General features: G+C 47.5%; 4 protein-coding genes. 2 read left to right on the top strand and 2 right to left on the bottom strand.

Features of this window, described 5'->3' with window-relative positions:
* Positions 1-211, bottom strand: a 211-nt coding sequence (locus K6Y21_RS21515) for a transposase zinc-binding domain-containing protein (RefSeq protein ID WP_432758014.1), incomplete at its 3' end; no start/stop codon positions are given.
* Positions 208-1,095: a tyrosine-type recombinase/integrase gene (locus tag K6Y21_RS20960; RefSeq protein WP_233073892.1), complete on the bottom strand. Its 888-nt coding sequence runs from the start codon at positions 1,093-1,095 to the stop codon at positions 208-210. The genes K6Y21_RS21515 and K6Y21_RS20960, both read right to left, overlap by 4 nt.
* A gap of 200 nt (positions 1,096-1,295) precedes the next feature.
* Here K6Y21_RS20960 and K6Y21_RS20955 point away from each other — a divergent pair, with 200 nt between their 5' ends.
* Entirely contained in the window at positions 1,296-1,700 is a 405-nt protein-coding gene (locus K6Y21_RS20955) for a GFA family protein (RefSeq protein ID WP_233073891.1), read from the top strand.
* A 113-nt stretch (positions 1,701-1,813) separates the two neighbouring features.
* Positions 1,814-2,335: a YfbU family protein gene (locus tag K6Y21_RS20950; RefSeq protein ID WP_233073890.1), complete on the top strand. Its 522-nt coding sequence runs from the start codon at positions 1,814-1,816 to the stop codon at positions 2,333-2,335.
* Positions 2,336-2,551: the final 216 nt, after the last annotated feature.

The raw sequence follows: 2,551 nt of genomic DNA, 5'->3' as shown, positions 1-2,551 counted from the left end.
GCTGTTGGCACTGCGGGCAAAACCGATGGCCACACGATAACGGCGTCACTTCCTGATGTGGGCAGCGGTGACATTGCCATGTTGAGTGACCTTGTTGCTCGGTTTGACAGCGTAATAAAGCATGAATGGCGCGGCGCATGTCGTTGCTCAGGTCGTATTGTTGGCGCAGCGCATCCTGATGTGCGCGCAGCAGTTCAATAAAGGCGCTCATGAGCTTGCCCACATCAACACGAGTTTATCGGCGAGCTGGTTGACCGCCGCGACACTGTCGGCTTGCTTTACGCGCGTCAGGTGGGTGTAACGCGCGGTGGTATTGAGGCTGGCATGACCGAGTAATACTTGCAGCGAGCGCAAATCCAAGCCCTGCTCCAGTAAATGCGTGGCATAACAATGGCGCAATGAATGAGGGCTAATGTGTTGATGAATATCGCAATCAGCCAGTACCCGCTTGAGGGCTTTTTGCACACTGCCTTTATCCATCGGGCTATCACTGTCGGGGCCCATCTTGGGAAATAACAGGCGAGGATGGCGATGAGTGGCCCAGTAACCGCGCAGTGCCACCAAGGTGCGAGAAGGCAATGGCACCAGTCGGTCTTTACCGCCTTTACCGTCACGCACATGGACTTGCATTGATGCGCTGTCGATATCTGAGATGGTCAAATTAAGCCCTTCGCTCAAGCGCAAACCCAAGGTATAGAGCACCAAAAAGAACACTTGGTAACGACACTTAACCGTCATGGAAATCAACCAGCCGACTTGGGCTGAGGTCAATACATCAGGCAAACGCTTTACCTGCGGTGGTTTGACAATGTTAAGCCATACCCACTGCCGGTCGAGGGTATAGCGATAGAAAAACTGCAAGCCATTGCGATCGAGTTTCACCGTGCTCCACGAATGGGTGGCGATCAAACTGGCAAAATATTGCTTTAAATCAGCCGTGGTCATGGTGTCGGGTGAGCGATCAAAAAAAGCAGCAAGGCGACGCACCGCACGAGAATACGCATCAATGGTTGCCGGGCGTTTTCCTTGCAAGGTTAAGTTGGTAAGATGTTGTTGATAAAGAAATTCAAAGCGTTGTTGGTCAGTGGTATTCATGAGTTTACTCCAGTGAGCCCCATCAAAATGAGGGGATTACTTGAGTATGAAATATCAACCATACTCTGCCGCGCAGCGGCTTCGTTCAACAAGCCGGTCAAGGGCGGACGCAAAACAGTAGGCTTGCGCTCGTACCTCGCTAATTTTAGCCTACTATTTATGCGCCACTTACCGGGGCGTTATGCAAAAGTGGAAGTTGAATGAAATTAACAGGTGAGTGTTTCTGCGGTGAGATTGCGTACGAAATTGATGGTAAGGTCTTCGATGCGCGATCGTGTCATTGTTCACGTTGCCGAAAGGCATTTAGTTCCCAGGCTTCGTCTTATGCTTTGGTAAACGCTTCAGAATTTCGATGGTCACGTGGCGAAGAAAAGTTGTCTACGTATACGGGCCAACACGGTTTTGGGCTGCAGTTTTGCAAAAAATGCGGTTCTACCTTATCTGGTATATTCGAGAATAAGGTACACGGTGTAACGCTTGGTTGTCTAAATGAAGACCCGGAAGTAGAAATTGGTAGGCATATATTTGTAGGCTCAAAAGCGAGCTGGGAGAAACTTCCTGATGGTGTAGTGCAATATCAGGAGCATGCCCCAGAAAATGCATAACAAGTCACAGCACCATCGCACGGCAAAGAGCCGCCGTGCTGGACAGCCACTGCTACGCTCTGCTTCGCAGCGGCTGCCGGTGTGCTAGGCGTTAAATCACTAAAGAGATGAGTATGGAATTATCGAAACTGGAACGAATGAATCTGATTAATCAGTTCCTGATTCTGGAGAAGCTATATCCTGAGGAAGCCGAATATTACTCAAGGCACAGAAAAGCGCTTGAGGAAGGATATGTACTTCATTACAAGTGGATTTTTGAGCATTTACACCCAGAAATGAGTGAATCAGAATGCAGAGAAGTTCTTGATATTTTAGAAATGTATCGAGCCATTACTTGGGCATATTTTGATGCAAATGATACAAAACAAGTTGATGATCATAAATATCGATTTCCTGGGTTTGATGGTAACGAAGAATGCGAACAGTTGGCCTATGCGAGCTATTTTATCGTAGACCTTAATCGGTATAACGAATTAAATTATGACAAGGAGTTTCCCTCATTTAACAGTCATTGCCCAATGATGCCAAAATACAGAGCAATGCTGGAAGAGTGGAATAAGCTTGGAAAACCGCAAAATATGAAGCTCAGCCTTTCCAAAGTAGATGAACTTTTGGCGGTGGAAAGATGGGACTAGTAGAATGGATAGGGCTAATAGGTTCTATTTGCTCAATAGTTGGTGCAATTTATGCTCACTACCAAGCAAAGCAAGCTAAGGGTTACTCCCAGGGCAACCGCATGAGTGCTCATATTTCAACCAACTGACTCAATCCCGCACTCAACACTGCTTCTAAGAAGCTTGTTTTCATCCAAGCTCGCTTTTGTTTTGCGGGAATACTGCCCTTTGACGGCT

The organism is Motilimonas eburnea (genome assembly GCF_021295345.1).
GTDB classification, from domain to species: Bacteria; Pseudomonadota; Gammaproteobacteria; order Enterobacterales; family CBDFNC01; genus Motilimonas; species Motilimonas eburnea.
This window is presented reverse-complemented; position numbering and strand designations above follow the sequence as displayed.